Below are 22,691 nucleotides of genomic sequence, written 5' to 3' on the forward strand. Positions count from 1 at the left end.
GAGTCCTCATGTCGCAGACCGATACCGCAGTCATACGCATCCACCCGGCGGACAACGTGGTGATCGCCCGGCGCCAGCTAGTCAGCGGCACGCGGCTGGAAGGCGAGGGCGTGACGGTCGTGGGGCTGGTGCCGCCCGGCCACAAGGTGGCGGTGCGCGCCATCGCGGCCGGCGAGCCGGTGCGCCGCTACAACCAGATCATCGGCGTGGCGCGGCAGGACATCGCGCCCGGTCAGCACGTCCACACGCAGAACCTGGAGTTCTCGGACTTCGAGCGTGATTACGCGGTCGGGCAGGATGCGCATCCGACGGACTTTGTGGACGCGCCGGCCATGTTTGACGGCATCGTGCGCGCCGACGGCCGCATCGCCACCCGCAACTACATCGGCATCCTGACCAGCGTGAACTGTTCGGCCACGGTGGCCCGCGCCATCGCCGACCACTTCCGCCGCGACATCCGGCCCGAGGCGTTGGCCGCCTGTCCGAACGTGGACGGCGTCGTGGCGCTGACGCACGGCGCGGGCTGTGCCACCGGCAGCGACGGCGAACCGCTGCGCGTGCTGCGGCGCACGCTGGGCGGCTACGCGCGGCATGCCAACTTTGGCGGGCTGATGGTCGTGGGGCTGGGCTGCGAGACCAACCAGATCGGCGGGCTGATGGAGCAGGAGCATCTGCGCGAAAGCGGCATGCTCCACACGTTCAACATCCAGGACACGGGCGGCACGCGCAAGACGGTGGCGCGCGGGATCGAACTGGTTGAACGCATGCTGGAGCAGGCCAATCGCGTCGAGCGCCAGGCCGTGCCCGCCAGCCACCTGACCGTGGGGCTGCAATGCGGCGGGTCGGACGGCTATTCCGGCATCAGCGCCAACCCGGCGCTGGGCGCGGCGGTGGACCTGCTGGTGCGCCATGGCGGCACGGCGATCCTGTCCGAGACGCCTGAGATCTACGGTGGCGAACACCTGTTGACGCGCCGGGCGCAGACGCCCGCCGTGGCGGACAAGCTGCTGGCGCGCGTGCGCTGGTGGGAAGACTACTGCGCCCGCAATGACGCCGAGATGGACAACAACCCCTCGGCCGGCAACAAGGCGGGCGGCCTGACCACCATCCTGGAAAAATCGCTTGGCGCCATCGCCAAGAGCGGCACAACCAACCTCACTGATGTCTATGAATACGCCGAGCCCGTGCACACCCGCGGGCTGGTCTTCATGGACACCCCGGGCTACGACCCGGTCTCGGCCACCGGCCAGGTGGCCGGTGGCGCCAACCTGATCTGCTTTACGACCGGCCGCGGGTCCGCCTATGGCTGCGCGCCCGCACCCTCGCTCAAGTTGTCCACCAACACGGCGCTGTGGCAGCGCCAGGCCGACGACATCGACATCAATTGCGGCGAAGTGGTCGACGGCGCGCAGAGCGTGGCGCAGATGGGCGAGCGAATTTTTCAGCTCATGCTGCAGACGGCGTCGGGCCGTCGCACCCGCAGCGAGACGCATGGCTACGGGCAAAACGAATTCGTTCCATGGCAACTTGGCGCGGTGATGTAGCGAAGACGGCTCGGGGCGTGCTATACCCTGGCGTCGCCCCTTTTAGACATTGCGCACCCATGCTTGAACGTCTGAATTCCGAGTCATTGCCGCGTCTGCCCGCCGACGTGGAAAAGCCCAGCTACGACCGCAGCCGGCTGACGCCGGGCATCGTCCATCTGGGATTGGGCGCTTTTCACCGGGCGCATCAGGCGGTGGTCACGGACCAGGCCATGCAGGCCAGCGGCGACCTGAGCTGGGGCATCCTGGGCGTGTCCCTGCGCCATCCCGCCACGCGCGATGCGCTGACGCCGCAGGACGGCCTGTATACCCTTGCCGTGCGCGACGCCGGCCCGGACGGGCAGGACCGCGAACACCTGCGCATCGTCGGTTCCGTGCTGCGCGTGATGGTGGCCGACGAAGACCCCAACGCGGTCCTCGAACGCATCGCGTACCCGCAGACTCGCATCGTCAGCCTGACCGTGACGGAAAAGGGCTACAGCCACGAACCCGCCACCGGCCACCTGCGCTGGGACGATCCCGACATCCTGCACGACCTGGAAGACCCCATCCGGCCCCGCAGCACCATCGGCATTCTGGTGCACGGTCTGGCCTTGCGCCGCGAGCGCGGCCTGCCGCCGATCACGCTGATGTCATGCGACAACTTGCGCGGCAACGGCGATACGCTGCGCAGCCTGGTGCTGGCGTTTGCGCTGCGGGTGGACGTGACGCTGGCCGACTGGATCGACCGCAATTGCACGTTCCCGAATTCCATGGTCGACCGCATCGTGCCGGCCACCGAAGACCAGGACCGCCAGCGGATCGCCGGCCGCCTGGGCGTCGAGGACGCCTGGCCCGTGCTGGGTGAGCCCTACCTGAACTGGGTCATCGAAGACAAGTTCGCCGCGGGCCGCCCGGCCTGGGACGCGCAGGGCGGCGCGACCTTCGTGAGCAACGCGGCACCCTATGAACGGCTGAAGCTGCGCATGGTCAGCGGGCCGCATTCGGCGCTGGCCTACCTGGGCGCGACGTTGGGCCTGCACACCATGGCCGACGCCGCCAACACCCCGGCGCTGCGCGCGTTCATCGAGGCCATGATGCGCGAGGAGATCGCGCCCACCCTGCGCGGCATTCCCGATGCGGGGCTGGTCGAGTACCGTCTGCGCTTCCTGAACCGGATTTCCAATCCGGCGCTGCCGCATCCGCTGGCGCAGATCGTCATGGACGGATCGCAAAAGCTGCCCCAACGCCTGCTGGACACGATCCGCGACCGCCTGCGCGCCGGCCACGGCATTGATCGCCTGTGCCTGGCGGTGGCCGCGTGGCTGAACTACCTGCGCGGCGAAGACGAGCAGGGCGGCGTTTACGCCATTCAGGATCCGATCGCGGCACGACTGGACCGCCTGCTGTCGCGCGCCGAGGTGGCCGCGCATGCCGCCAAGCCGTCGCAGGCGGCGCAGCGGCGCGCGACGGTGCTGGCGCGCTTCAAACCCGTGTTCGGCGACCTGGGCGATTCGGCCGTGTTCGTTGAATGCCTGACCAAGCATCTTGAAGCGCTGCGCGAACACGGCGTCCTCCACGCCGTGAAGGCAGCCACCTAGGAGACCCGCATGGACGCCGGCAGCCGCGTGACCGCCGATGATTGGGAACGCTGGGCCGAGGCGTGCCTGCTGGCGCAGGACTTTTCCGCCGACGACGCGCGGTGCCTGGCGCACAGTCTGGCGCAGACCAGTCTGTGGGGCATCGATTCGCACGGCATCGCGCGGCTGCCGCATTACCTGAATCGCGTGGCGCACGGCTCGATCCTGGCGCGGCCCGACGTGCGCATCGAACGCACCGGGCCGGGCACGGCGCAGGTGCATGGCGGCCGGGGGCAGGGCATCGTGGTGGCGCATCGGGCCAATGCGTTGGCCATCGAGATGGCCCGTGAGACCGGCGTGGCGGCGGTCGGCGTCAGCGATTCCTCGCACTGCGGGGCGATCGGGCTGTACAGCCGTGCGGCGGCCCGGCAGGGCTTGATCGGCATTGCTTTCACTCACTCGGATTCGATCGCCGCGCCCTATGGCGGGCGTGCAGCCTTCTTCGGCACCAATCCCATCTCGCTGGCCTTTCCGCGTGCGGACGGCGCGCCGCTATGCCTGGACATGGCCACGACCGCCATTCCGTGGAACCGCGTCATGAATGCCCGGCGCGACGGTGTCGCGTTGCCGGCGGGTGTGGCGCTGGACGAGAACGGCGCGGACTGCACCGACGCGCAGGCCGCACGCGCCCTGCGACCCCTGGGCGGCGAGGAATACGGCTACAAGGGCTATGGCCTTGCGATGATGGTCGAGCTGCTGTGCGGACCGCTCAACGGCAATCCGTTCGGCCCGCACATCTCGTCGATGTACGAGGCGCTGGACCAGCCGCGCGAACTGGGCGCGTTCTTCATCGTCATTGATCCGGCGCGCTTTGCCGGGGGCGCGGCGCTGGCTGCGGTGGTGGCGGGGATGGCCGTCGAGCTGTCGCAGGCGCCGGGCGCGCCCCGCATGCCCGGTGATCCGGAGGCCGACCACGAGCGGGAACGGCAACAGCTAGGTCTGCCCGTGCCGCCCGCGCTGTGGGACGAGATGCAGGCCTGGAGCAGCCGGCTGGGCGTCGCGCTGCCGGCGACGCGCCAGGCGTAGTGGCGTAACGCGCGGTCCTGTTCCTACACCCCCAGGTACTGCAGCAGCCGCGCTTCGTCGTCCAGGAATTCCTGCGACGTACCCGTCCACGCAACGCGCCCCTTTTCCACGATGGCGTGGCGGTCGGCGGTGGCCAGCAGCGGCTCCAGGTTCTTGTCGATGCACAGCACGGCCAGACCGGTCTGCTTCAGCGTGTCCAGCGCGGCCCAGATTTCTTCGCGCACCACGGGCGCGAGCCCTTCGGTCGCTTCATCCAGAATCAGCAGCCGGGGATTGGTCAGCAATGCGCGGCCGATGGCCAGCATCTGCTGTTCGCCGCCCGACAGGTGGCTGCCCAGGTGTTTGGCGCGTTCAGACAGGCGCGGGAACAGCGCGTACACCCGTTCCAGCGTCCAGGGCTGCGCCGCGCCTTGCCGGTTGTGCGCGGTGGCCACCAGGTTCTCTCGCACCGACAGATTGGGAAAGACATGGCGGCCTTCGGGCACCAGCCCGATGCCGCGCTGCGCCACCTTGTAGGAAGGCAGCCGCCCGATGTCCACGCCATCGAAAGTGATGGCGCCGCGCGAGGCGGAATTCAGGCCCATCACCGCCTTGACGGTGGTGGACTTGCCCATCCCGTTGCGTCCCAGCAGGGTCACAAATTCTCCCGGCGCGATGTCCAGGTCAATGCCGAAGAGCGCCTGGCTGGCGCCGTAATGCGCGGTGACGCCGCGCAGCGAGAGCAGGGCAGTCATGCGCGCGCCTCCCGGGGGCGGCCGCGTTCGCTGCCCAGATAGCATTCGCGAACCTGCGGATCGTCGCGGATCTGGTCGGCGGTGCCGCACGCGAGCGCGCGGCCGTACACCAGCACGGTGATGCGGTCGGACAGGGCGAAGACGGCCTGCATGTCGTGTTCCACCAGGAGGATCGTGTAGCGGCCGCGCAGCGACAGCAGCAGTCGCGTCATGGCCTCGGATTCGTGCTGGCTCATGCCCGCCATGGGCTCGTCCAGCAGCAGTAGCGACGGCTGGCACGCCAGCACCATGGCCAGTTCAAGCTGTCGCAATTCGCCGTGCGCCAGTTCGCTGGCCGGCGTGCCTTCGCGCGCCGACAGGCCGGCCAGGGCCAGCGCCTCGCGGGCGGGTTCGGTCAATGCTGGTGTTGACAGCACGGGCCGCCAGAACCGGAAGCTATGGCCGCGCCGCGCCTGCACCGCCATCGCCACATTCTCCAGCGCGGTGAACGGTTTGAAGACCGAGGTGATCTGATACGAGCGCGCCAGGCCGTGTCGCACGCGTTTTTCCACCGGCATGCGCGTGACATCCCTGCCGTCGAGCAGCACGCGTCCGGCGTCGGGCCGAAGCTCGCCGCTCAGCTGCCCGATCAGCGTGGTCTTGCCGGCGCCGTTGGGGCCGATCACGGCGTGCAGTTCGCCGCTGGCCACGTCCAGCGACAGCTTGTCGGTGACCGTCAGCCCGCCGTAGCGCTTTTCCAGGTTCTCGATGCGCAAGGCGCTCATTGCGGCTCTCCGGTGGGATGGCGAGCCGCCTTGCTGGGCAGACGCCACGGCGCGGCCGACAGGCTGCCATAGACACCGCGCCGCGAGGCAAGCACCACGCCGACGATCAAGAGGCCCATGACCAGCATCCAGTGCTCGGTGATGAGCTTCAATCCTTCCTCCAGCAGCAGGAACGCCAGCGCGCCCGCCACCGGGCCGAACAGCGTGCCGATGCCGCCTAGCGCCACCATCACGATCAGTTCGCCGGAGGTCGTCCACGCCAGGTAAGACGGCGAAACGTACATGGTCAGGTTCGCCAACAACACGCCCGCGACGCCGCAGATGACGGCGGAGATCACATAGGCGGCAAGCCGGTACCGCAGCGTGGGAAAGCCCAGCGCGCGCATGCGGCGCTCGTTGGCCTGGCAGCCGCGCAGGGCCATGCCGAAGGGCGCGTGGATCAACCGGTGCATCAGCCACAGCACCAGCAACAGCACGCCGAAGACCGTGCAATACAGCGCGAGCGGCGTGTCCAGCCGGAAGAGGCCAAAGTCGCTGCCGGCAAAGAGCGACATGCCGTCGTCGCCGCCAAAGCCTTCCAGCCCTGTCGCCAGAAAATAGAACATCTGGGCGAAGGCGAGCGTAATCATGATGAACGCGATGCCGTTGGTGCGCATGACCACATACCCGCTGACGATCCCGACAACCGCACACGCGCCGATGGCGCCAGCAAGATGCCACCAGCCGCTTTCGATGCCGTAGTGCGACAGTACGCCGACGGAATAGGCGCCCAGACCCAGATACAGCGCATGGCCGAAGCTCACCATGCCGCCGTAGCCCAGCAGCAGATTGAGCGCCAGCGCCGCAATGCCGTAGACCAGCACGCGGCCAAACAGCGCCAGCAGAAACGGTTCGCCCTGCCACTGCGCGTACACGGGCACCAGGGCGAACAACAGCAGCAGCGCGGCGGCGGCCAGCGTGCGGGGAGATAACGTGAACATGGCGTCGCCGTCCTTATCCGTGCCTGACGGGAAACAGGCCTTGCGGCCGCATCGCCAGCACCAGCGCCATGACGATGTAGATCAGCATCGACGCGATGGCCGGGCCTGCGGCATTTGCTGCAGCGGGGGGCAGGGCGGCGCGCAGCAGGGTCGGCAGCAGCGCGCGGCCCAGCGTGTCGATCAGCCCGACCATCAGCGCGGCCAGGAACGCGCCGCGCACGGAGCCGATGCCGCCGATCACGATGACGACCAGCGTCAGGATCAGAATGGGTTCGCCCATGCCCGTCTGCGCCGACAGAATGGGACCGGCCATCAGCCCGGCCAGGCCCGCCAGCACCGCGCCCAGCACAAACAGCAGCGTGTTCAGGCGCGCAATGTTCACCCCTAGCGCGCCGACCATCATGCGGTCGGTGGACCCGGCGCGGATCAGCATGCCGAGCCGCGTGCGATGGATCAGCAGGTAGCACCCCGCTGCAACCAGCAGTCCGACCACGATGATGAGAAACCGGTACAGGGGATACGTGACGCCCAGGATGTCGATGGTGCCGGACAGCCAGGACGGCAGCCCCATGCTGATCGGCGCGGGTCCCCACAGGATGCGGGTCAGTTCATTGAAGAACAGGATGAAGCCGAACGTGGCCAGCACCTGGTCCAGGTGATCGCGCGGATACAGCCGCGCCAGCGCGATCCGGTCCAGCAGCAGCCCAAGCAGCGCCATGCCCGCGACGACCGCGGCGGCGGCCAGCAGGAACGAGCCGGTATGCCGGAACACGGTGGCCGCGATGAACGCGCCCATCATGTACAGCGACCCGTGCGCCAGGTTGATGAAATTCATGATGCCGAACACCAGCGTCAAGCCGGCGGCCAGCAGGAACAGCAGGATGCCGAGTTGCAGGCCGTTCAAGGCCTGCACCAGCAGCAGCGTCGTGGACATGGCTACACCCCCTTGCTGACGGCCCTCGGGGCCGCCCGCTTCACTTCATGACGCACTGGGCGGCGTACTGATCAGAGACCTTGGACAGGTCGGGGAAGATGGGGCCCTTGTTGACGAACGCGACCTTGCCGTCGGCGTTCTCGGCCACGTCAGCACGGAAGAACCCGGCCACGGGGAAGTGGTTGGGCTGATAGCGGAATTCGCCGCGCACGGATTGGAAGTCGGCGGCTTCCAGCGCCTTGCGCAACGCGTCCTTGTCGTCGGTCTTGCCGCCGGTCTTCTTGAGCGCCGAGCCGATCAACTGGGCGGCGTCATAGGATTGCGCGGCGTAGCTGGACGGCTCGCGTCCATATTTCTGACGGAAGGCTGCGGCAAAGGCCTTGTTGGCGGCGTTGTCCAGGTCGGGGGAGTACGGCACGTTGGTGACGGCGCCCAGCGCGTCCTTCTGCAGCGCGGGCAACGTGGCGCCGTCGATGGTGTCGACCGACAACAGCGGGATCTTGCCGAAGAGGCCGGCCTGGCGATACTGCTTGATGAAGTTCACGCCCATGCCGCCAGGAAAGAAGACGTATGCGGCGTCGGGCTTGGCGTCGGCCAGCGCGGCCAGTTCGACGGAGTAGTCGGGCTGGTTGACCTGCGTGAACACTTCGTTGACGACGTCGCCTTTGTAGAAGCGCTTGAAGCCGGCCATGGCGTCCTTGCCGGCCTGGTAGTTGGGGGCCAGCAGATAGACCTTCTTGAACCCCATCTGGTTGGCCATTTCGCCGCTGCCTTCGTGGCGCTGGGTGTTGTTCCAGGACGTGGAGAAGAAGAACGGCGAACAGTCCTTGCCGGCAAGATTGGTGGGGCCGGCGTTGGAGCCGACGAGGAATACGCCGGCGCTGGTCACAGGCCGCACGACGGCGAGCATGACGTTGGAGTAGACGACGCCGGTGATGATGGGCACCTTGTCGCTTTGCACAAGCTTGCGGGCGGCCTGGACGCCGACCTCGGGCTTGAACTGATCGTCTTCCTTGATGACCTGCACGGCCACGCCGCCGAGCTTGCCGCCGCCTTGGTCGACGGCGAGCATGAAGCCGTCGAGCTGGTCTTGGCCGAGCACGGAGCCGGGACCGGTCAGCGTGGTCAGCAGGCCGATCTTGACGTCGGCCTGCGCGGCCGCGTGTAGCGACAGCCCGAGCACCGCGGCGGCGGCCAGCGTATGGATGCGTTTCATGTGATTCCCCTTGCTATGCCGTGTGTCACGGTCGTGGATGTGATGGCGCGCGGGTGCGTGGATTCGCTGGCGCGTGGTTTCACTGCTGCGCTACTGCATCATTGCAGCCCTATTTCATTGCTGCGCCTGCAAGCCAAAGAAGGTCATCGTGTTGCGGAACAGAATCTTCTGCTGCACGCCGGGCACCAGGTCTGCGTGGGTGACGAGCTTGCCGACTTCCTGTTCGCCCAGCGGATAGGGGTAGTCGGAGCCGAGCAGGACGCGGTCTTCGCCCATGACGTCGATGAGCAGGCGTAGCGATCGCGGGTCGAAGACGGCGCTGTCGGTGTAGAAGCGGTCGGTGTACGACGATGGCGGACGCGGGCAGTCTTCGCGGACGATGTCGCGATGGCGCCAGGCGTTGTCGACCCTTCCGAGCAGGTACGCAAAGCTGCCGCCGCCGTGGGCGAAGCACAGCTTGAGGCTGCGGGGAATGCGTTCGAAAGCGCCGGACAAGATCAGGGACAGGATGCCGAGCTGGGTTTCGGCGGGCATGGCGACAAGCCACGGCAGCATCCATTTCTTCATGCGGCCGTCGGTCATCATGTCCCACGGATGCACGAGGACGGGGATGTCGTCGTTGGCGCAGTGGACGAGGAACTGGACAAGCGTGTCGTCGTCGAGGTCGCGCGGGCCGACGTGGTTGCCGATCTGGACGCCTAGATGGCCGGCGGCGCGTGACCGAGTCGCTTCGCGGCAGGCGAGGTCGAGGTCTTGCAGGGGAACCTGGGCCAGGGATTTGAGGCGCGCGGGGGCGTGGGCGCAGTGTTCGAGCGCCAGGTCGTTCATGCGTGCGGCCCAATCGGCGGCAGCCTGCGCGGGGTAGGTGTAGCCGAACATGATGGGCGTGGCGCACAGGATCTGGACATCGACGTCGTGACGGTCCATCTGCTCAATGCGCAGCGCGGGATCCCAGAGGGTGGCGTCGACGGGGCGGAATGGGCGGTCGCCAGCCATGATCTGGCCGGTCGTGCCGTTGCCGTCGGGACGCAGCCAGGGCGCGTTGACGGGGTCAAGCGCAGCGGCTTCCTGCCGGGTTATCGGCGGGAAGAAGTGCGCATGCATGTCGATTTTCTGGATCATCTTAGGTGGATGCCTGAGCGGGGGTGGGCTGCGCGGACGGGGCTTGGCCTTTGCCGGGATGGATTTCGCCGCAGCCGGGGCAGGTGCGTTTTTCCTGGCTTTGGTAGAAGGCCTGGAAGAGCGGGGGCAGGTCGGTGACGATGCTCTTGAGCTGGACTTCGACGCGATGGACGAGGTGGCGGCAATGCGGGCAGTACCACTCGAATCCGTCGAGCAGGCCTTCTGGGCGCTGGCGTTCGATGACGAGACAGGCGCTGTCGGTTTCGGGGCGTTGGGGGGAGTGGCGGACGTGCGGGGGCAAGAGGAAGATGTCGCCTTCCTTCAAGTCGACGCGTTCGGGCTTGCCGTCGATCCACAGGGATAGCCAGGCGTTGCCGCGTATCTGGTAGAAGAATTCTTCCAGCGGGTCGTCGTGGTAGTCGGTTCGATGGTTGGGGCCGCCGACTACGGTGACGATGAAGTCGCTGTCTTGCCAGATCTGCTGGTTGCCGACGGGGGGCTTGAGCAGATGCGCGTGGTCTTGGATCCAGCGCTGGAAATTCAACGGCGGGCCGTAGGCAGGCATGAGGAACTCCGTGGGTGTCGCTTGATGAGGGAGAGTCTAGGCGGGGGAGCGGGGGGCTGCACAATAGAAATTGTGGGGGTGGATATGCGGGTTATCTATCGCGGGGTTTCCCTGGTGGCCTTGGTCGTGTAGCGCAGACGGCCGGCTTCGAAGCGCGAAGCGGTTCACTGGCGAGCGGATTGATCTTGAGAGGAATGGGACGGTCTTGGTGCCTGCGGATTGTTCTTGAGACGCCGCACCCGGCTGCGATGAAATCAGCTTGGCGGTCGGTGGGGCGGGTTGGGTTCTTGAGGTTTTTGTCCGCGTCGGCGCGGGTTTGAAGCGGCTTGCGGTGCCCGCCCCACAGCGGCCGCGCGGGCGGCCTGGTGGGGCTTACGCGGCGTCTTGCGTCGTCGTGATGACGCTTCGCGTGTGGCTGCGATTACTCAGGTGTCTGCTCATCTCGGTGGCTGCTTTCGTAGGCGTCTGCTGACGTAGGTGTCTGACACCCCAGCATTGACCTGCCGCACAGAGCCGATGCTTCCCAGGTGTCTGACACCGGCCTACGAAGCGCCGGCGTCACAAGGCATGATGCCGCGTCGTTTTCAAGCACCCGCCAAGGGTGCGTCCGTCGTCGTCAGCCGCTGGGCCGTAATCTGCTTCAAATAATCCACCAACCGCTGACAAGCCGGCGTCAACGGCCGATCGGCTCTGATCGAATACCCGACGTCGCCAAACGCGCCAAACACGTTGGTAGGCAGCCGGGCCAGGATGCCCATCGAAAGAAACTGCGCCGCAGCGTCATAAGGAATAAGCGCCAGCGCGTCGCTATGCATCAGCACGCCAATATTGGTCAAGAGAGACAGCGACTCAACATGCCGCGCAGGCAAACGCAATCCCGCATCAAAGAACGTGCGCTCTATCGACGCGCGCAGCGGCGACGTCGGTGCGGGCAGGATCCAGATGTGATCCATCAAATCCGCCAAGGCCACATCCGTGGCGCCAGCCATCGGATGACGCGCACCGACGACCAGGCACAGGTCTTCGTGGTAGAGCTTGTGATGATCGACAGCAACCCCGGAGATCGAAGCCATATCCGCGCCGGGCAGGCGGCCGACGACGATATCTACGTCGCCGGTTGCAAGCGCAGGCAGCAATTGCGCTGAGGGGCCTTCGCGGACAGTGACCTGGATGCCGGGGTGGTCGGTCATGAGGCGGGCGATGGCTTCGGGTAGGAGCTTGGCGGAGGCGGCAATCAAAGTGCCGACGACGACGTGGCCGCTGGCGCCGCCAAGAACAGCGTCGATGTCGTCGGCCATGTAGCGCACTTCGGCCATCATGGCGTGTACGCGGCGGCCCAGCACGAGGGCGAGTTCGGTGGGGGTGACGCCGCGGTTGGAGCGTTCGAACAAGGTCGAGCCGAAGAACGCTTCGAGGTCGTGGATGGCCTTGGTGACGGTGGGTTGCGTCAGGTGCAGTTCGCTGGCGGCGCGCGATAGGGAGCGGCGCGCCAGGACGCGTTCGAAGATCTGAAGCTGGTGCAGCTTGAGCTTGTGGCTCAGCGCGTTGGGCGTTATGCGGAAGTTCGACATCCGTGCGGCCGCCCCGGCGCGTGGCCGCGGACGATGGTCCTGTTCCCTGGGTGAGTCCGACATGCCGCCGCCCATGGTGCGTTGTCCGGATCGCCGGGGATCGGCTAGCGGGCGGCGGGCTTGTAGGCGACGGCCTTTATTTCGATCAGCAAATGCGGGTGCGGCAACTGGTGCACCGCAACCGTGGTGCGCGCCGGACCGTCGGCGTCGAAGAACTCGCCGTAGGTCTGATTGTATCCACCGAAGTCGTTCATGTTGACCAGGAAAGTGCTGATCTCGACGACGTCGGCAAGCGTGGCGCCGGCGGTGGCGAGGATGTCGCGGATGTTCTCGATGACGGCGCGGGTCTGCTCGCGGATGTCTAGCGTGGTGGTGCCCATGGCGTCGACCTCGGCGCCGGCGATGCGGTTGTCGGGCAGGCGCGAGCTGGTGCCGGAGACGTACAGGAAGTCGCCGGCGCGTTTGATGTGGGGATACTTGCCGCGGGGCGTGGCCTTGCCGGGGACGACGGTGGCGGTGGGGATAGGCTGGTTCATCTTGCGGTCCTTTGTGTCGAGGTGGCAGCGTTTGATGCTGACGTTGCCGGTGCGGGGTAGTGCTGTCGGAGCTTGATGCAGAGGTTTGAGGGGCGTTCTCGCGTTATCAGAGCTTGATGCAGACGTTGGTGGGTTCGGTGTAGAAGTGCAGCGAGTGGCGTCCGCCCTCGCGGCCGATGCCGGAAAGGCCGCTGCCGCCGAATGGCGTACGCAAGTCGCGGAGGAACCAGCAATTGACCCACGCAAGGCCGACCCGCATGGCCTGGGCGACACGGTGGCCGCGCGTGAGGTTCTGGGTCCAGACGGCGGCGGCCAAGCCGTAGCGGGTGTCGTTGGCCAGGCGGATGGCTTCGTCCTCGGTGTCGAAGGGGGCGATGTGGCAGACGGGGCCGAAGACTTCTTCCTTGATGCAGCGGGCGTCTTCGGACAGGCCGGTCCAGATGGTGGGTTGTACGTAGGCGCCTTCATCGCGGGCGTCGCCGAAGGCGGGCACGCCGCCGCCGGTGACGACAGTTGCGCCTTCTTCACGGGCGAGGGCGAAGTAGGACAGCACTTTTTCGCGATGCTCGCGCGAGACGAGCGGTCCCATTTCGGTGTCTGGGTCCAGCGGCCAGCCTATGCGCATGGCGCGCGCGCGGTCCGCGAGCGCGGCGACGAAGCGGTCGTAGATCGGGCGCTCGACGTAGACACGCTCGGTGCACAGGCAGACCTGGCCGCAGTTGGCAAAGACCGAGCGCGTGACGCCGTCGACGGCCGCGTCGAAGTCGGCGTCGGCGAAGACCAGTGCGGCGTTCTTGCCACCGAGCTCAAACGACACGGGTTTCACGCCGGGCGCTACGGCGCGCATGATGGCGGCGCCGGTGGAGGATTCGCCGGTGAAGGTGATGCCGTCGATGTCGGGATGCGTGGTCATGAACTCGCCGGCCGAGTTCGGGCCAAAGCCATGCGTTAGGTTCAGGACGCCGGGCGGCAGGCTGGCGTCGTGCGCGACTTCGGCGAGCAGGGTGGCGGTGGACGGCGTGACTTCGGACGGCTTCATGATGACGGTGTTGCCGAACGCCAGCGCGGGCGCGACTTTCCAGGTCAGCAACAAGAGGGGCAGGTTCCAGGGCGAAATCACGCCGACCACGCCGAGCGGCTTGCGGTAGGCGTAGTTCAACGCCTGGCGGCCGTCGAGCGTGTCGGTCATGTAGCTTTCCATGTCCAGTGTGCGGGCCAGTTCCGCAAAGGTGCGGAAATTGGCCGCGCCGCGCGGGATGTCGATCTTGCCGGCCCAGCCGATGGGCTTGCCGGTGTCGCCGATCTCGGCTTGCAGGAAGTCGTCGAACCGGCGCTCTATGCCGTCTGCCAGCGCCAGCAGGTAGTCGGTGCGCGCCGCCACGGGGAGCGCCGCCCAGGCGGGCAAGGCGCGCCGCGCCGCGATGACGGCGCGGTCGACCTGGTCGCGGCTGGCTTCATGCACCTGCGCGATCAGTTGCCCGTCTACCGGACTGTGTTTGTCGAAGGTGGACGCGCCGTTTTCGAAGCGGCCGTCCAGGTAGTTGCGAAGTTGGCGAGTCGGCATCGGCGTGTTCCCAAGAAGTCAGATAGGGCGGTTCAGAAAAATACGTATACGTACTATATTGGCGGATATTATGCAGTGGTCGAATCCAAGTCAATGCGCATTTTCGAGGACGGCTGCGCCTACAATCGCCAGGCACATTCCATGGATGCCAGATGACCGCCGCTTCCCGATCCGCCCTACCGGCTTCCGCCCGGACCCTGAAGGAATTCGACCTGACGCATGTGGCGTCGCACTTGCTGCGCCGTGCGCATTTCCGGGCCGAGGCGCTTTTCACGCAGGCGTTTCCGGAAGAGGACCTGACCCCGCGCCAGAAGGCGTTGCTGGTCACGGTCTATCAGAATCCCGGCGCGACGCAGAATCGCATCGCCGAGCTGATCGCGCTGGATCGGAATTCCTTTGCGGAAATGATCGCGCGGATGACGAAGAAGGGGTACGTGCGCCGGACGCGATCGGCGGATGATGGACGCGCTTATGCGCTGGAGATCACGCCGGAAGGGGCGGCGCTGCTCGCGCGTGTCCTGCCCCGAGACGCGGAGGTGGAGGCGCAGGTGCTGGCGCCAATCCCAGAGGAATTGCGGCCGGTGTTCCTGCAGTGTTTGCGTCTGATGGCAGGTTTGGAAACCGCGCCCGCGCCTTGATGCGGACGCCGCAGGTATCGCGGCGAGTCAGCTCTCGCTTTTGGGAACTGGCGCAGGCGGGGGCGTGTGAGAAGACGCTTGCGAGGGCGCTTGTGGATAGGTCGGCGCAGGCGCTTGAGGATGCGCCTGCGGAGGCATTTGCGAAGACGCCTGTGGATATGTCGACGCGGGCGTTTGAGTATGCGTCTGCGGAGGCATGTGCGAAGACGCTGGAGGGACCGGGTGTGCGCTTGCCTGTGCAGGCGTCGGCGACGACGTGCGCGGCGGCATCTGCGCGGCTGCCTGTCGCGGCCGTTCCACCTTCCCAAATCGCAACGCAAACTGGCGCGTGAACACGGCGCCAAAGAAGAAGATCTGCGCGGAATACCAGATCCACAGCAGCAGCGCGATCAGCGAACCCGCCGCGCCGTATGCGGATACCGCAGCGCCTCGGCTCAAGTACAGCCCGATACCCCACTTGCCCAGCAGGAACAGGGCGGCCGTCACGACGGCGCCCGGGATGACGTCCGGCCACGAAATCCTGGCGCTGGGCAGCAGCTTGAAAATCACGGCAAACAGCGCCGCCACGACCGAAAACGAAAACAGGTTTGACGCCCACTCCGCCACGATCGAGAAGGTCGAATTTGCCCAGAGCGAGCCATAGATGCCGCGCGCAGCAGCAAGCGCGGCGTTCACGGTCAACGACACCAGCAGGAACAGCGCCAGCACCAGAACCAGACCGAACGACAGCAGGCGGCTTCGCACCAGCCCTTTAATGCCGCTCTTCTGGTTGGCCTGCACTTCCCACAACTCATCCAGGCTGGCCTGCAATTCCGCAAAGGCGGTGGTGGCGCTGAAGATCAGCACGCCGATCGACACCATGGCCGCAATCCAGCCGCTGCCGGATTCGTGCGCACTGGCAAGTACCGTCTGGATCACCTCGGCGCCGCGCTCGCCGATCAGGTCGCGCAACTGCGCAAACAGTTCGGAACGCACGGCTTCTTCGCCAAAGAAAGCGCCCGCCACCGCAATCACCAGCAGCAGCATCGGGGCCAGCGAAAACACCATGTACAGCGCCAGCGCGGCGCCCTTGCTGGACGCGCGATGGCTGGACCATTGCTTGGCTGAGTCCATCAGCAAACCGCCGATCTGTGAGGGTCGCAGTACTTGCAGAACGGTTCTGGGCAGTCGCATGGCGCAATGTCTCGGTAGGGCGAGCCTTCATTGTAGGGACGCGTACAAGCCCCAGATACGGTCAGATTGTTGGCAAACGTTTTCAAACGCCGGGATATTTGCCGCTACTGAAACAACACGCAAAGTATCGGGCGCCATTTCGGTGCGCAAAAAAGAAAAACCCCCGGGGCGAAGGACCGGGGGTTTTTCGGATACTGCATTCCCCGGCCGAAGCCGGGGAGGCCTTGCAGGAACAGCGGGACTTAGAAGTCCATGCCGCCCATGCCGCCCATGCCGCCGGGCATGGCCGGAGCAGCGGGCTTGTCTTCAGCCAGTTCAACAACGGCGGCTTCGGCCGTCAGCAGCAGGCTGGCGACGGAGGCAGCGTTTTGCAGGGCGGTGCGGGTCACCTTGGTGGGATCCAGCACGCCTTGCTCGACCAGGTCGGTGTACTCGCCGGTCGCGGCGTTGTAGCCGTAGTTGCCCTTGCCGCCCAGCACGTTGCTGACCACGACGCTGGCTTCTTCGCCGGCGTTCGTGACGATGGTGCGCAGGGGCTCTTCCACAGCGCGCAGGATCAGCTTGATGCCGGCGTTCTGGTCAGGCGTGTCGCCCTTCAGGTCAGCGATGGCTTGCTTGGCGCGCAGCAGCGCAACGCCGCCACCAGCCACAACGCCTTCTTCCACTGCAGCGCGGGTGGCGTGCAGGGCGTCTTCGACGCGAGCCTTCTTTTCCTTCATTTCGACTTCGGTGGCAGCGCCAACGCGAATCACGGCAACACCGCCGGCCAGCTTGGCCACGCGTTCTTGCAGCTTTTCACGGTCGTAGTCGGACGTGGCTTCTTCGATCTGCACGCGCACTTGCTTGACGCGGGCTTCGATGGACTTGCTGTCGCCAGCGCCGTCGATGACCGTGGTGTTTTCCTTGCCCACTTCGATGCGCTTGGCTTGGCCCAGTTCAGCCAGCGTGGCCTTTTCCAGCGACATGCCGGTTTCTTCGGAGATCACCGTGCCGCCCGTCAGGATGGCGATGTCTTCCAGCATGGCCTTGCGGCGGTCGCCGAAGCCAGGCGCCTTGACGGCGGTGGTCTTCAGGATGCCACGGATGTTGTTCACAACCAGGGTGGCCAGCGCTTCGCCTTCGACGTCTTCCGCGATGATCAGCAGGGGACGGCTCGACTTGGCGACTTGTTCCAGCACGGGCAGCAGGTCGCGGATGTTGCTGATCTTCTTGTCGAAGATCAGGACATACGGGTCTTCCAGGACGGCGACTTGCTTGTCCGGGTTGTTGATGAAGTAGGGCGACAGGTAGCCGCGGTCGAATTGCATGCCTTCGACGACGTCCAGCTCGTTTTCCAGCGACTTGCCGTCTTCGACGGTGATGACGCCTTCCTTGCCGACCTTGTCCATCGCGTCAGCGATGATCTGGCCGATGGAGGTGTCGCTGTTGGCCGAGATGGAACCGACTTGGGCGATTTCCTTGCTGGTCGTGACCGGCTTGGATTGCTTTTGCAGTTCGGCGACGGCGGCGGCGACAGCCTTGTCGATGCCGCGCTTCAGGTCGATCGGGTTGAAACCGGCGGCGACGTACTTCAGGCCTTCCTGAACGATGGCCTGGGCCAGCACGGTGGCGGTCGTGGTGCCGTCACCGGCGTTGTCGGAGGTCTTGGACGCGACGTCCTTGACGAGTTGGGCGCCGATGTTTTCGAACTTATCCTTCAGTTCGATTTCCTTGGCGACGGACACGCCGTCCTTGGTCACGGTCGGGGCGCCGAACGAGCGCTCCAGCACGACGTTGCGACCCTTGGGGCCCAGGGTGGTCTTGACAGCGTTGGCGAGAACGTTCACGCCACGGACGATGCGCACGCGAGCGTCATCACCGAACAATACTTGCTTGGCAGCCATTTCTTAGCTTCCTTCGAAAATTCGTTTGAGGCGGGAGATTTACTGAACCACGGCGAGGATTTCGTCCTCGCGGATGACGAGCAGTTCTTCGCCATCAACCTTCACGGACTGGCCGGCGTACTTGCCGAACAGAACCTTGTCACCAGCCTTCAGGTCGACCGGCAGGATCTTGCCGTCTTCGGTCTTCTTGCCGGGGCCGACGGCCACGACTTCACCCTGGTCGGGCTTTTCAGCGGCACTGTCGGGGATGACGATGCCCGAGGCAGTCTTGCGCTCGTTTTCGAGGCGTTTGACGATCACGCGATCGCCCAGGGGACGCAAGGCCATGAGGAACTCCTGTTAACTAAATGAGAGGGGTGGTCGGTTTGCCCGGGAGGTGTTAGCACTCACCGGAGTCGAGTGCTAATTATAGGGATGATGTTCTGAGGTTCAAGGGGGGGCGTGGCGCTGTTACATATTTGGGGTGCGCCACTATTTTTTTGCCGGCTGTCGAATCCCATTGAGTTTGGAACTCTTGTGCCCCAAGGGCCACAACCTTTGTAATCGCCAGGCTTTTGCGCCGGGAATCCCATATACGCAAGGCTCGCCGTGGATAAAGGCAACTCTTTCGGATACTATTAGCCGCCCAGCTACCGGCATGCGCACCCGCCCAGTCCAGATCGCCGGACCGCCTGGCTTTGCGGTTCTAGCGCATCAAATGTCCTTCCGCAATGAATTCCCCCGCCAAAAAGAATCTCGCGGATAAGAAGCAATCGCTGCCACACCGCATTCGCGACCAAATCCGCTACGAAATACTGACAGGTACTTTGCCCGCGGGCACGCCGCTCAAGCAGGATTTGCTCGCCGCGCGCTTCCAGGCGAGCCGCATCCCCGTGCGCGAAGCTTTGCGCCAGCTGGAGACAGAAGGTTTGGTGGCATACCACCTGAACCGGGGAGCGGTCGTGATGAAAATGGACATCGCGCAAATCTGCGAGCTACTGGACATTCGCATCGCTCTCGAATGCTATGCCGTGCGGATCGCCGTGCCCAACATGGCGCAGGCCGATTTCGAGGAGATGGAGTCGATCCTGGCGGCGTATGACGCTGCCGATTCGGTGGAGGAATGGGCCGATCTGAACCGGCGCTTTCATATGGCCTTGTGCCTGCCCGCGAATAATCAGCGACTGCGCCGCCTGATCGAGGAGTATGGTCTGAACACTGACCGATACACCCACGAGATGATGTCCAAAGCCACCGGCAAGCGAAAGCCGCAGCAAGACCACTACGCGATTGTCGAGGCCTGTCGGCAGCACAATGCCCAACTTGCTGCAAGCCTGCTGGAAGCCCACATCCTCGAGACCCGTAAGAACCTGGTCGCCATGCAACGCATGGCCGAGAACGCGCGCTGATCGCGCGCGGCGGGTTCACCCCGACCGCTTCGCCGTTTCGCGCCGGTAGGCATAGATCAGTCAGGCCGCGCGTCCGCCCAGGTACAACTCCCGCACCTCGGGATCGTTCATCAACGGCTTGGCGTCGCCGGTAAGGGCAACGGTTCCCATCGACAGGACGTACGCCCGATCCGAGATGCGCAGCGCCTCCATCGCGTTCTGCTCAACCATCAAGATCGTCACCTGTTCGCTTGCGCGGATTCGCTCAATCGCGCTGAACACCTCGTCAAGCGTCTTGGGAGACAAGCCGGCGGACGGCTCATCCAGTAATAACAAGGACGGAGTCGGCATCAACGCTCGCGCAAGGGCCAGGATCTGGCGCTCACCGCCGGAAAGCGACGCTGCGGATGCGTCAAGTTTGCGCCGTAGCACCGGATACAGCGCGCACAGCGTATCCATACGGGATTGGCATGCCTCAGCCGACAGGGCATGCCCTCCCACCGACAGATTCTCGCGAACGGAGAGCGCAGTGAAAACGTTCTCCGTCTGGGGCACGAAGCCCACACCGAGTCGCTTGACCTTCTCATGTACGGGCACACCCGACACGTCACGACTGCCCAGTATCACTTCTCCCGCTCGCGGCCGCAGGTAGCCGGCGATGGTCTTGAGCAGCGTGGATTTGCCACATCCATTTGGGCCCAGCAGCGTGACGATTTCCGCGGGCTGCGCGTGCAAGCTCAGCCCTTTGAGGATATCGACGTCGCGGGTATATCCAGCCACGACATTCCTGACTTCAATCGTTGGTTTCATGTTTGTCATGCCACGTCCATCCTGGCCGCGCCGGTTGCGCCGCCAGTTGCTGTTCCCACGCGTTCCCGCGCCACGTTGCCCAGATACGCCTCCAGCACGCGTTCATTCGAAGAAAGTTCGTCTGGGCGGCAGTCGGCCACGATATGCCCGCGATCCAGCACGATGCAGCGATCGCACACTTCGCGGATGAAATGCATATCGTGTTCGACGATCACGATCGTCATGCCGCCGGCAATCAAGCGCTTTAGCGCGCCGACCAGGTCACCGCGCAAGTTGGGGTGAACGCCAGCAGTCGGCTCGTCGAGCATCATCAAACGGGGCTGCGCCATAAGCGCGCACACAATTCCCAAAAGCTTTTTCTGGCCGCCCGACAGCGCCGCGGCGGGAAGATCGCGCACCGGTTCCAGCAACAGGTCGCGCAGCAACGCTGTCGCGCGTTCCCGAGCATCGGCCTCTGCAGACCGCGCGGCGCGCAGACCCAGAAGATTCTCCCAGACACCGTGGTGCTTGGTTGCGGCCGCCATGGCCACTTCCATTACGGACATCTTTGCCGGCATGGAGGGCAACTGGAACGTGCGTGCGATCCCTTCGCCCATGATGCGGTGAGCGGGTAGCTTTTCAAGGGTACGCTCGCCATACCAAATGCTGCCAGCGTCTGCACGTTCGAATCCCGTGATCGTGTTCAGCAGAGTGCTCTTGCCCGATCCGTTGGGGCCAAGCAGTCCAACGATCTCGCCTGCCCGGACTTCAAAGTCCACGGACAGTAGAACCTGGTTGCCCCCAAAGGCTTTTGCCAGCTTCTCCACTCGCAAAAGATTTTGTGTCATGGCATCTTCCTCACTTTTTCGGGCAGCAGACCCTCGCTGCGCCATAACAGGCAAGCCAGCAGAATGAACCCGATCATGCCTAGGCGCAGAGCGCCCGCGACATCCGAGCCAAAGCCGAACGCATCCTTGGCAAAGGGCACCATCGCGTAAGCGCCCTGTACAAGAAACACGCCCAGCAAGACGCCGGCGACGTTGCCGATGCCACCTATCATCAACATCGTCCACAGCAGAAAGGTTTCTGCTGCCGACAGATAGTCCGGGCCGACAAAGCTCATGTAGTGGGCGTAGAGCGAGCCGGCAAGAGCCGTGATGGCTGCACCGCTCATGACGGCGCGGGTCTTCAAGGCCATCAGGTTGTAGCCCATGCAAGCGGCCAATTTCGGTTCTTCGCGCATGACGCGCAGCGCACGACCGTAACGGCCCGAGGCGATGCGTGTGCAGATCCAGGCGCCCAAGGCGACCAACGCCATGACCAGCCCGGCAAAGGCGAGAGCGCCGGCACGTCCGGAAAGCCAGGGCAGTAACGGCACGATCCCGCTGATGCCCTGGGCGCCATTGGTCAACCACAATTCGTTGGTGGCGACTGTGCGCAGGATCTCTGCGATCGCCAGCGTGGCAATGCCCCAGTAGTCAGCGGCCAATTGACGGCCCAGACGTGCGATGCAGTAACCCAGCGCGACAGCGGCCACGACGCCGCAGGCGGCGCCTATCAGGGGACCCGCTCCGGCCTCGATCGCGATACCGGTGGCATACGCGCCGATACCGGCAAACGCGATGTGTCCGAAATTGAGCAGGCCCGCCAGTCCGGCTTGCACGTTCAGTCCGAGAGCCATCAGGGCGTAGATGCCCGCGAATGTGATCGAGGCAATCAGGAAATCAAACACGGCGAACCTCCCGGTCGAAGAGCCCATAGGGCTTGAAAAGCAGCGCCAGAAGCAGGATCAGGAACGATGCCGCACCGATATACGCGACCGGCAGGAAGGCCACTGCGCGACCAACCAAGAATCCGAAGTTGAGGTTGGTCACCAGCGTCTCGCTCAGCGCAATAAGGAAAGCGCCCGCCACCGCGCCCAACGGGTTGCCGAGGCCGCCCAGGATTGCCGCGGCGAACACCGGCAACAGCAGATCGGTACCCAGGTTCACGTGCGCACCGGTGGACAACGCGAGCATGCCGCCGCCCAGGCCCGCCAACATGCCGCTCGCGAAGTTGACCTGCAAGGTGATGCGCGCGGCGTTCAGGCCCGAGGCGTCGGCCAGCGCTGGATTGCAGGCTAACGCGCGCATGGCACGTCCGGCGCGTGTGTAAAAGAGGAGTGCGGCAAACCCGGCCAGGATGAGCAGTGTCACACCGACCGATATCAGCTGTGTCCACGTTATGCGCGCATCGCCAAGGACGAGCGGCTCGGTAGGCGGCAGCGTGAACATCATGGGGAACGAACCCGCCAGGCCGAGGCTCGCGGCGATCACGAGCATGGACAGCGCCAGCGATCCGATCATGGTGATGGCAGGGCCTGCCCGCAGCAGGCGACGAAACACGAACAGATGAAAGGCCAGTGTCATAACGCCCGTGCCCAATGCTGCGATGGCCAGGGCGAAAGGAAGCGGTGCGCCGGCGGCATGCGCAGCGTAGGTCAGGTAAGCCCCAACCATCGCGTACTGCACGTGCGCAATATTGGGAAACTTGACGAGCCCATACACCATGCTTAGCCCCAGCGCCACTAATGCCAGGTCGGAGAAACGCAACAGCGTGTCGACCGAAATTTGAATCATGAGCCACCTATGGCGAATCGGAGAAAAATGCCCGGCCACGTCTTGCGA

General features: G+C 65.0%; 21 protein-coding genes and 1 pseudogene. 5 read left to right on the top strand and 17 right to left on the bottom strand.

Annotated elements, in window-relative coordinates:
- Positions 1-8 precede the first annotated feature (8 nt).
- From MHZ91_RS01375 to MHZ91_RS01385, 3 genes are read left to right on the top strand one after another with little or no spacing between them, the layout of a single operon-like run.
- On the top strand, positions 9-1,544 hold the full coding sequence (locus MHZ91_RS01375) for a UxaA family hydrolase (protein ID WP_175137541.1): 1,536 nt from the start codon (positions 9-11) through the stop codon (positions 1,542-1,544).
- 59 nt (positions 1,545-1,603) lie between these two features.
- Complete coding sequence (locus MHZ91_RS01380) at positions 1,604-3,124, top strand: mannitol dehydrogenase family protein (RefSeq protein WP_175137542.1); 1,521 nt, start codon at positions 1,604-1,606, stop codon at positions 3,122-3,124.
- Positions 3,125-3,133: 9 nt separating this feature from the next.
- Positions 3,134-4,189 (top strand): Ldh family oxidoreductase, encoded by a 1,056-nt coding sequence (locus tag MHZ91_RS01385; protein WP_175122578.1) that lies wholly within the window; start codon positions 3,134-3,136, stop codon positions 4,187-4,189.
- Positions 4,190-4,212: 23 nt separating this feature from the next.
- Here the strand turns inward: MHZ91_RS01385 and MHZ91_RS01390 are convergent, their stop codons facing one another.
- From MHZ91_RS01390 to MHZ91_RS01435, 10 genes are all read right to left on the bottom strand, one after another.
- Positions 4,213-4,923 (bottom strand): ABC transporter ATP-binding protein, encoded by a 711-nt coding sequence (locus MHZ91_RS01390; RefSeq protein WP_175122579.1) that lies wholly within the window; start codon positions 4,921-4,923, stop codon positions 4,213-4,215.
- A complete protein-coding gene (locus MHZ91_RS01395) occupies positions 4,920-5,687 on the bottom strand; it encodes an ABC transporter ATP-binding protein (RefSeq protein ID WP_175122580.1) in 768 nt (255 codons plus the stop codon). The genes MHZ91_RS01390 and MHZ91_RS01395 overlap by 4 nt, the downstream gene beginning before the upstream one ends.
- Positions 5,684-6,667, bottom strand: a complete 984-nt coding sequence (locus MHZ91_RS01400) for a branched-chain amino acid ABC transporter permease (protein ID WP_239211756.1) — start codon at positions 6,665-6,667, stop codon at positions 5,684-5,686. Before MHZ91_RS01400 ends, MHZ91_RS01395 begins: the two co-directional genes overlap by 4 nt.
- Positions 6,668-6,680: 13 nt before the next feature.
- Positions 6,681-7,601, bottom strand: coding sequence for a branched-chain amino acid ABC transporter permease (locus MHZ91_RS01405; RefSeq protein WP_175122582.1), 921 nt, complete (start codon positions 7,599-7,601; stop codon positions 6,681-6,683).
- A gap of 40 nt (positions 7,602-7,641) precedes the next feature.
- Positions 7,642-8,817 (bottom strand): ABC transporter substrate-binding protein, encoded by a 1,176-nt coding sequence (locus MHZ91_RS01410; protein WP_175122583.1) that lies wholly within the window; start codon positions 8,815-8,817, stop codon positions 7,642-7,644.
- Positions 8,818-8,931: 114 nt separating this feature from the next.
- Complete coding sequence (locus MHZ91_RS01415) at positions 8,932-9,939, bottom strand: amidohydrolase family protein (protein WP_239211759.1); 1,008 nt, start codon at positions 9,937-9,939, stop codon at positions 8,932-8,934.
- Between the two features lies 1 nt (position 9,940).
- Positions 9,941-10,504 (bottom strand): 3-hydroxyanthranilate 3,4-dioxygenase, encoded by a 564-nt coding sequence (locus MHZ91_RS01420; RefSeq protein WP_175122585.1) that lies wholly within the window; start codon positions 10,502-10,504, stop codon positions 9,941-9,943.
- A gap of 584 nt (positions 10,505-11,088) precedes the next feature.
- A complete protein-coding gene (locus MHZ91_RS01425) occupies positions 11,089-12,150 on the bottom strand; it encodes a LysR substrate-binding domain-containing protein (RefSeq protein ID WP_239211761.1) in 1,062 nt (353 codons plus the stop codon).
- Between the two features lie 29 nt (positions 12,151-12,179).
- Positions 12,180-12,611: a RidA family protein gene (locus tag MHZ91_RS01430; protein ID WP_239211763.1), complete on the bottom strand. Its 432-nt coding sequence runs from the start codon at positions 12,609-12,611 to the stop codon at positions 12,180-12,182.
- Between the two features lie 106 nt (positions 12,612-12,717).
- Positions 12,718-14,175, bottom strand: a complete 1,458-nt coding sequence (locus MHZ91_RS01435; protein ID WP_239211765.1) for a 2-hydroxymuconic semialdehyde dehydrogenase — start codon at positions 14,173-14,175, stop codon at positions 12,718-12,720.
- 152 nt (positions 14,176-14,327) lie between these two features.
- Here MHZ91_RS01435 and MHZ91_RS01440 point away from each other — a divergent pair, with 152 nt between their 5' ends.
- Complete coding sequence (locus MHZ91_RS01440) at positions 14,328-14,813, top strand: MarR family winged helix-turn-helix transcriptional regulator (RefSeq protein WP_239211767.1); 486 nt, start codon at positions 14,328-14,330, stop codon at positions 14,811-14,813.
- A gap of 279 nt (positions 14,814-15,092) precedes the next feature.
- Here the strand turns inward: MHZ91_RS01440 and MHZ91_RS01445 are convergent.
- The 3 genes and pseudogenes from MHZ91_RS01445 to groES all read right to left on the bottom strand — a co-directional run.
- Positions 15,093-15,986: pseudogene (locus MHZ91_RS01445) on the bottom strand (YihY/virulence factor BrkB family protein); the annotation flags it as partial.
- Between the two features lie 242 nt (positions 15,987-16,228).
- Positions 16,229-17,869, bottom strand: a complete 1,641-nt coding sequence (groL, locus tag MHZ91_RS01450) for a chaperonin GroEL (RefSeq protein ID WP_239211770.1) — start codon at positions 17,867-17,869, stop codon at positions 16,229-16,231.
- A 39-nt stretch (positions 17,870-17,908) separates the two neighbouring features.
- Complete coding sequence (gene groES, locus MHZ91_RS01455; protein WP_006221616.1) at positions 17,909-18,196, bottom strand: co-chaperone GroES; 288 nt, start codon at positions 18,194-18,196, stop codon at positions 17,909-17,911.
- Between the two features lie 383 nt (positions 18,197-18,579).
- Between groES and MHZ91_RS01460 the strand changes: the two genes are divergently transcribed.
- A complete protein-coding gene (locus MHZ91_RS01460; protein ID WP_239211773.1) occupies positions 18,580-19,257 on the top strand; it encodes a GntR family transcriptional regulator in 678 nt (225 codons plus the stop codon).
- Between the two features lie 60 nt (positions 19,258-19,317).
- Here MHZ91_RS01460 and MHZ91_RS01465 read toward each other — a convergent pair whose 3' ends face one another.
- From MHZ91_RS01465 to MHZ91_RS01480, 4 genes are read right to left on the bottom strand one after another with little or no spacing between them, the layout of a single operon-like run.
- Positions 19,318-20,046 (bottom strand): ABC transporter ATP-binding protein, encoded by a 729-nt coding sequence (locus tag MHZ91_RS01465; RefSeq protein ID WP_370647771.1) that lies wholly within the window; start codon positions 20,044-20,046, stop codon positions 19,318-19,320.
- Between the two features lie 5 nt (positions 20,047-20,051).
- Positions 20,052-20,873: an ABC transporter ATP-binding protein gene (locus MHZ91_RS01470; RefSeq protein WP_239211789.1), complete on the bottom strand. Its 822-nt coding sequence runs from the start codon at positions 20,871-20,873 to the stop codon at positions 20,052-20,054.
- Positions 20,870-21,757 (bottom strand): branched-chain amino acid ABC transporter permease, encoded by an 888-nt coding sequence (locus MHZ91_RS01475; protein ID WP_239211792.1) that lies wholly within the window; start codon positions 21,755-21,757, stop codon positions 20,870-20,872. Before MHZ91_RS01475 ends, MHZ91_RS01470 begins: the two co-directional genes overlap by 4 nt.
- A complete protein-coding gene (locus tag MHZ91_RS01480; RefSeq protein ID WP_239211802.1) occupies positions 21,750-22,643 on the bottom strand; it encodes a branched-chain amino acid ABC transporter permease in 894 nt (297 codons plus the stop codon). The genes MHZ91_RS01475 and MHZ91_RS01480 overlap by 8 nt, the downstream gene beginning before the upstream one ends.
- Between the last annotated feature and the right edge of the window lie 48 nt (positions 22,644-22,691).

Origin of the sequence: Achromobacter sp. ACRQX (genome assembly GCF_022346505.1) — a bacterium.
GTDB lineage: Bacteria > Pseudomonadota > Gammaproteobacteria > Burkholderiales > Burkholderiaceae_B > Achromobacter > Achromobacter animicus.

Bases quoted from the DNA above. Each gene is read 5' to 3' on its own strand.
- MHZ91_RS01375 (WP_175137541.1), top strand. From the start codon at position 9: ATGTCGCAGACCGATACCGCAGTCATACGCATCCACCCGGCGGACAAC.
- MHZ91_RS01380 (WP_175137542.1), top strand. From the start codon at position 1,604: ATGCTTGAACGTCTGAATTCCGAGTCATTGCCGCGTCTGCCCGCCGAC.
- MHZ91_RS01385 (WP_175122578.1), top strand. From the start codon at position 3,134: ATGGACGCCGGCAGCCGCGTGACCGCCGATGATTGGGAACGCTGGGCC.
- MHZ91_RS01390 (WP_175122579.1), bottom strand. From the start codon at position 4,923: ATGACTGCCCTGCTCTCGCTGCGCGGCGTCACCGCGCATTACGGCGCC.
- MHZ91_RS01395 (WP_175122580.1), bottom strand. From the start codon at position 5,687: ATGAGCGCCTTGCGCATCGAGAACCTGGAAAAGCGCTACGGCGGGCTG.
- MHZ91_RS01400 (WP_239211756.1), bottom strand. From the start codon at position 6,667: ATGTTCACGTTATCTCCCCGCACGCTGGCCGCCGCCGCGCTGCTGCTG.
- MHZ91_RS01405 (WP_175122582.1), bottom strand. From the start codon at position 7,601: ATGTCCACGACGCTGCTGCTGGTGCAGGCCTTGAACGGCCTGCAACTC.
- MHZ91_RS01410 (WP_175122583.1), bottom strand. From the start codon at position 8,817: ATGAAACGCATCCATACGCTGGCCGCCGCCGCGGTGCTCGGGCTGTCG.
- MHZ91_RS01415 (WP_239211759.1), bottom strand. From the start codon at position 9,939: ATGATCCAGAAAATCGACATGCATGCGCACTTCTTCCCGCCGATAACC.
- MHZ91_RS01420 (WP_175122585.1), bottom strand. From the start codon at position 10,504: ATGCCTGCCTACGGCCCGCCGTTGAATTTCCAGCGCTGGATCCAAGAC.
- MHZ91_RS01425 (WP_239211761.1), bottom strand. From the start codon at position 12,150: ATGGGCGGCGGCATGTCGGACTCACCCAGGGAACAGGACCATCGTCCG.
- MHZ91_RS01430 (WP_239211763.1), bottom strand. From the start codon at position 12,611: ATGAACCAGCCTATCCCCACCGCCACCGTCGTCCCCGGCAAGGCCACG.
- MHZ91_RS01435 (WP_239211765.1), bottom strand. From the start codon at position 14,175: ATGCCGACTCGCCAACTTCGCAACTACCTGGACGGCCGCTTCGAAAAC.
- MHZ91_RS01440 (WP_239211767.1), top strand. From the start codon at position 14,328: ATGACCGCCGCTTCCCGATCCGCCCTACCGGCTTCCGCCCGGACCCTG.
- groL (WP_239211770.1), bottom strand. From the start codon at position 17,869: ATGGCTGCCAAGCAAGTATTGTTCGGTGATGACGCTCGCGTGCGCATC.
- groES (WP_006221616.1), bottom strand. From the start codon at position 18,196: ATGGCCTTGCGTCCCCTGGGCGATCGCGTGATCGTCAAACGCCTCGAA.
- MHZ91_RS01460 (WP_239211773.1), top strand. From the start codon at position 18,580: ATGAATTCCCCCGCCAAAAAGAATCTCGCGGATAAGAAGCAATCGCTG.
- MHZ91_RS01465 (WP_370647771.1), bottom strand. From the start codon at position 20,046: ATGAAACCAACGATTGAAGTCAGGAATGTCGTGGCTGGATATACCCGC.
- MHZ91_RS01470 (WP_239211789.1), bottom strand. From the start codon at position 20,873: ATGACACAAAATCTTTTGCGAGTGGAGAAGCTGGCAAAAGCCTTTGGG.
- MHZ91_RS01480 (WP_239211802.1), bottom strand. From the start codon at position 22,643: ATGATTCAAATTTCGGTCGACACGCTGTTGCGTTTCTCCGACCTGGCA.